General features: G+C 51.6%; 3 protein-coding genes and 1 rRNA gene. 3 read left to right on the top strand and 1 reads right to left on the bottom strand.

All coding sequences use genetic code 11. The features are described from left to right. Positions 1-163: 163 nt before the first annotated feature. Positions 164-931, bottom strand: coding sequence for a YheC/YheD family protein (locus NQZ67_RS29735; RefSeq protein WP_257453131.1), 768 nt, complete (start codon positions 929-931; stop codon positions 164-166). A gap of 341 nt (positions 932-1272) precedes the next feature. On the opposite strand from NQZ67_RS29735, the gene gyrA reads away from it, so the two are divergent. From gyrA to NQZ67_RS29720, 3 genes are all read left to right on the top strand, one after another. Then, positions 1273-3765, top strand: a complete 2493-nt coding sequence (gene gyrA / locus NQZ67_RS29730) for a DNA gyrase subunit A (RefSeq protein WP_257453128.1) — start codon at positions 1273-1275, stop codon at positions 3763-3765. Between the two features lie 24 nt (positions 3766-3789). Further along, positions 3790-4860, top strand: coding sequence for an HD-GYP domain-containing protein (locus tag NQZ67_RS29725; RefSeq protein ID WP_257453126.1), 1071 nt, complete (start codon positions 3790-3792; stop codon positions 4858-4860). Positions 4861-5110: 250 nt separating this feature from the next. Further along, positions 5111-5190: ribosomal RNA gene (locus tag NQZ67_RS29720) — 16S ribosomal RNA — on the top strand; the annotation flags it as partial.

Below are 5190 nucleotides of genomic sequence, written 5' to 3'. Positions count from 1 at the left end.
TGCTTTTGACTCCTTCGGCACCATTCTGATACCTATAAATGGCCTCCAATTTCTCATCTAAACTGAATTTGGGCAAAAAAACTGCACCTCCTTTGTTAGTCGTGTCTAACAAATGGGGTGCAGTTCATTTGGTGGCTGCTCTTTTTTCTTGGCTGCCGCGCGATTAACGCTTGGCCTTCCTGCCTCCGCCGTAAGCTTTGAAATAACGCATAATCTTCCGGTGCATCGACTTGTCGGCCAGCTTGTTGAAAATATACGGATGCGGCTTCGTGTTCACTTCAAGCACCCATGGGTGCAGGTTCGTATCGATGGCGACATCCGCTCCAAGCTCCTTAAGTCCCGGATAGGCAGCGTTTAACTGGCGGCCGATCGATGCGCCGAGCTTCTTCAGTTTGTCCCGGTAAGCGGATATTTCCGAATCCGAAAGATGACCGGACATCAGCTTCTCGAACGAAACCATCGTACCTCCGCTGTGGTAGTTGGTTACGACGTTCTTCGGATGGGCCAGCTTGCCGATAATGCCGGTCGTCTCCCAGCGATTGCTGGGACTAAGCTGAATCATGACTCGCAGATCGAACCGTCTGCGCTGATGCTTCAGCAGATGGATTCCTTTCTGAACGAGATACGGCTTGCCGTTCATATAGCGCTGCAGGCCCCGATAAAGCTCGTCGAACGTGGCGGCTTCATAGCCCTCCTTCTGAATCTGGTACCGATAGCCGGCGGCAGGCTCGGAGAGTTTTTCCACTCGAATTACCCCATATCCAAACGATCCAATGGTCGGCTTCACGTATACCATCTCGTATCGTTCCAGCATGGAACGCAAGGATTCGCGGCTGAAGCGTTTCGTCAGAGGGAGGTACGGGCGCAAATCCTGCGACCGCAGAAGGACTTTGGTTTTGGCCCATTTGCTTCTCACTCGCCTGATGGCCAACGTCTGAACACCTCTCTTTCTCTCAGATGGCAAATACGCCTCAAGAAGCTTACTTTTTCGCTTGTTTACCTATCATTTCAGAAGCATTTTTCTTGCTGGCAATAGCCTTGGGACGAGACAGACAATGGAATGAATGGTATAATAAAAGTTGGGTCTCTTTACTTTATGACCGCATTTTTGGTATGGGGAATGGAAGTTGGCCTATTTTTGCTGTGAGTACATGGATAGGACCAAAGACCTTAGAGCAATGCCTATAACTAGGTTTACATGCGGTTCAAATGTGAAAGAAATATAAGAATGAGTCATTCAGGCACAGATAGATGACGTCAGGGAGGTAAAGCATGGCGGAAGAACAACGAATGTCAGTGACAGATCGCGATATCGGCACGGAGATGCGAGATTCCTTTATGGATTATGCGATGAGTATCATCGTAAGCCGCGCTTTGCCCGATGTAAGAGACGGGCTTAAGCCGGTGCATCGCCGTATCCTATATGCGATGTCTGATCTGGGCATGTCACCGGACAAGCCATACAAGAAATCGGCCAGGATCGTAGGCGAAGTAATCGGCAAGTACCATCCTCACGGCGATTCGGCGGTTTATGAATCGATGGTTAGGATGGCGCAGGATTTCTCCATGCGTTACATGCTTGTCGACGGACACGGCAACTTCGGATCCATTGACGGTGATATGGCGGCAGCCATGCGTTATACGGAAGCCCGCTTGTCCAAAATGGCGATGGAGCTTCTACGCGATATCAACAAAGAAACGATCGACTTCGCGCCGAACTACGACGGCGAGGAGCAGGAGCCGGTTGTGCTTCCTTCCCGGTTCCCGAACCTGCTGGTCAACGGAGTTACCGGCATTGCCGTAGGGATGGCGACGAATATTCCGCCGCATAACCTGGTGGAGGTTATCGACGGGGCACAGGCGTTGATTCGCAATCCGGATTTGACGCCGCTCGATTTGATGGAATATATCAAAGGACCGGACTTCCCGACGGCCGCGTTCGTTATGGGCCGCAGCGGCATTCGCCAGGCGTACTTGACCGGCCGCGGCTCGGTGACGATGCGGGCACGCGCGACCATCGAGGAGAATAACGGAAAAGCCCGTATTATCGTTCACGAGCTCCCATACCAAGTCATCAAAGCAAGACTCGTGGAGAAGATCGCCGAGCTCGTACGGGAGAAGAAGATTGAAGGCATCACGGATCTTCGCGACGAATCGGACCGTAACGGCATGCGCGTCGTGATCGAGCTTCGCCGCGACGTGAATCCTAACGTTGTACTGAATAATCTATATAAGCAAACGCAGCTGCAATCGAACTTCGGCATTAACATGCTGGCGCTTGTGAACGGCGAACCGAAGACGCTTAACCTTCGCGACATGCTGCACCACTATCTACAGCATCAGATCGAAGTTATTCGCCGCCGTACGGAATATGATCTCAAGAAGGCGGAAGCCCGCGCTCACATTCTGGAAGGCTTGCGCATCGCGCTCGACCATCTGGATGAAGTCATTGCGCTTATCCGCGCATCCCAGACGACGGATGAAGCCCGCGAGGGATTGATTAGCCGCTTCTCGCTCAGCTATGACCAGGCGCAAGCGATTCTCGACATGCGTCTCCAGCGCCTGACAGGCTTGGAGCGGGACAAGATCGAAGCGGAATATGCGGAGCTCCAGCGTAAGATCGCCGAGTATAAAGCGATTCTTGCAGACGAGCAGCTCGTTCTCGATATTATTAGCACGGAGCTTGAAGAGATCAAGGAGCGCTTCGGAGATGAGCGCCGTACGGAAATTACGGCGAGCGACGAGGAAATTCTCGACGAGGATCTGATTCCTCGGGAGGATGTTATTATTTCCATCACGCATTCCGGTTACATTAAGCGCCTGCCTGTCTCGACCTACCGCAGCCAGAAGCGCGGCGGCAAAGGCGTCGTCGGCATGGATACCAAGAATGACGACTTCGTTGAGCATCTATTCGTATCCAACACGCATCATTTCTTGCTCTTCTTTACGAATAAGGGCAAGGTTTACAAGCTGAAAGCCTACGAAATCCCGGATCTGAGCCGTACGGCTCGCGGGACGCCGATCATCAATTTGATTCAGATCGAGCAAGGCGAGACGATCAACGCCGTTATTCCGGTGCAAGCTTTCGACTCGGATCAGTACCTGTTCTTCGCGACAAGGCAAGGCGTCGTGAAGAAGACGCCGCTGGATGATTACAGCAACATCCGCAAAGTGGGTCTGATTGCCATCTCCTTGCGCGAAGACGACGATCTGATCGGCGTGAAGCTTACGGACGGCAACCAGGAGATCATTATGGGCACGGCGCAAGGCATGTCGATCCGATTCCCTGAACAGGATGTTCGATCCATGGGGCGTTCGGCGACCGGCGTGAAAGGCATCGGTCTCGACGAGGACGATGTTGTAATCGATATGGACGTTGTCGCACCGGACAAGGATATTCTGATCGTTACATCCAAAGGCTACGGCAAACGGACGCCGGTTGGCGAATACCGGATCCAAAGCCGTGGCGGCAAGGGCATCAAGACCCTTAACGTAACCGACAAGAACGGTCCGATCGTATCCCTCAAAGTCGTAGAAAACGATGAGGACCTTATGATTATGACGGCTTCCGGCACATTGATCCGTACCAGCATGAGCGGCATTTCCACGATGGGACGGAATACGCAGGGCGTGAAGCTGATTAATACGCGCGAAGACGATACCGTCGCGACCGTGACGCGCGTCGCGCGAAGCGAAGAGAACGAGGCGGAAGAAGAAGAGCAAGGCGGCGAAGCGCCTCCTTCATCCGAATCCAGCACAGACTAACAAGCACAAGGAGAGAGGACTCCCGTGGGTACAGTTGGAGTAGCGCAAATAAAGCTTGGCGACAAAATCGGAGAGGACGTCCTCACTCCGCTTGGAAGCGTCCTGCTGCAGAAGGGCAAGATTGTTACGCAGAAGGAACTCGAGATCATGCAGGCGTTCCTGATTACAAACGTAACGATCGAGAACGAATCAAAAAAAACCGAAGAGAAGAGCGAGGACTTAGCCCAAGCTCAAGGGGGAGGGAAATCCTCCCCAGCTACTCCTTTGCAGCAGGAATACGACAAAATGATTGTGGTGTTGCGGAACGTTTTCAACTCCTACGTCACGGGAATTGGAATGCCGATTATGGATATCCGCGCGCAATTAGAGCGTCTTCTGCAGCGTATATCGGAGTATAAGATTCTAACGTTCTCGCCAAAGGTGTTCCAGGAGACTGACTACTTGCTTCATAAGAGTGTGTTGTCCTCCCTGACTTCCTATCTGATCGCTCAGTGGGTGGGCATACCTCAGAAGGAATGGATGCAGGTTGCGCTGGCCGGGATGCTGAAAGACATCGGGAACATCCGGATCGACAAAGGCATTCTGACCAAGCCAACTCCCCTCACACAAGAGGAGAGCGAAGAAATGAAGCGCCACACCGTCCTCGGCTATCAGCTGCTTAAGAACGTGGCTGCGCTAAATGAAGGCGTGAAGCTGGCGACGCTGCAGCATCATGAGAAAGTAGACGGCACGGGATACCCACTGGGAATCGACTCGACCAAGATTCATCCCTACGCCAGGATCGTGAGTATCGCAGATATATTTCATTCCATGACGTTGAATAAGGCATATCGTAAAGCGGCTTCGCCTTATTTGGTCTTGGAGCAAATTCAGAGCGACTCATTCGGCAAGCTGGATCCCGCCTACGTCCAAACCTTTGTAGAGAAGGTTACGCAGTTCCACAATGGGACGGTCGTCCGTTTAAGCGATGGTCGTGTGGGAGAGATCGTGTTCTCCGACCGCGCGCATCCTACTAGGCCTTGGGTTTCCATTGATGGAACAATCGTGAACCTAACGAAAGAAAGACAACTGCACATTAAAGAGGTCATTAAATAGAGTGATGAGCGAGCCAATCCGCAATGGAAAGGCTCGTTTTTTATGGCTTAAAAGATTTATTTAAAAAAATATAAAAAAACAGTTGCAATCGTATAGGAATACGTGATATATTATCTAAGTCGCCGCTGAGACACGGGCGATAAACACGAGAAACATTGATCTTTGAAAACTGAACAACGAGCGAAACTGCCCGATACATTCGAAAGAATGAATCGAAATAGCAACAACGTTTTAGAGCAAGTCAAACACTTTTATGGAGAGTTTGATCCTGGCTCAGGACGAACGCTGGCGGCGTGCCTAATACATGCAAGTCGAGCGGATCTTACCCTT

Source organism: Paenibacillus soyae (assembly GCF_024623455.1).
Classification (GTDB): Bacteria; Bacillota; Bacilli; order Paenibacillales; family Paenibacillaceae; genus Pristimantibacillus; species Pristimantibacillus soyae.
This window is presented reverse-complemented; position numbering and strand designations above follow the sequence as displayed.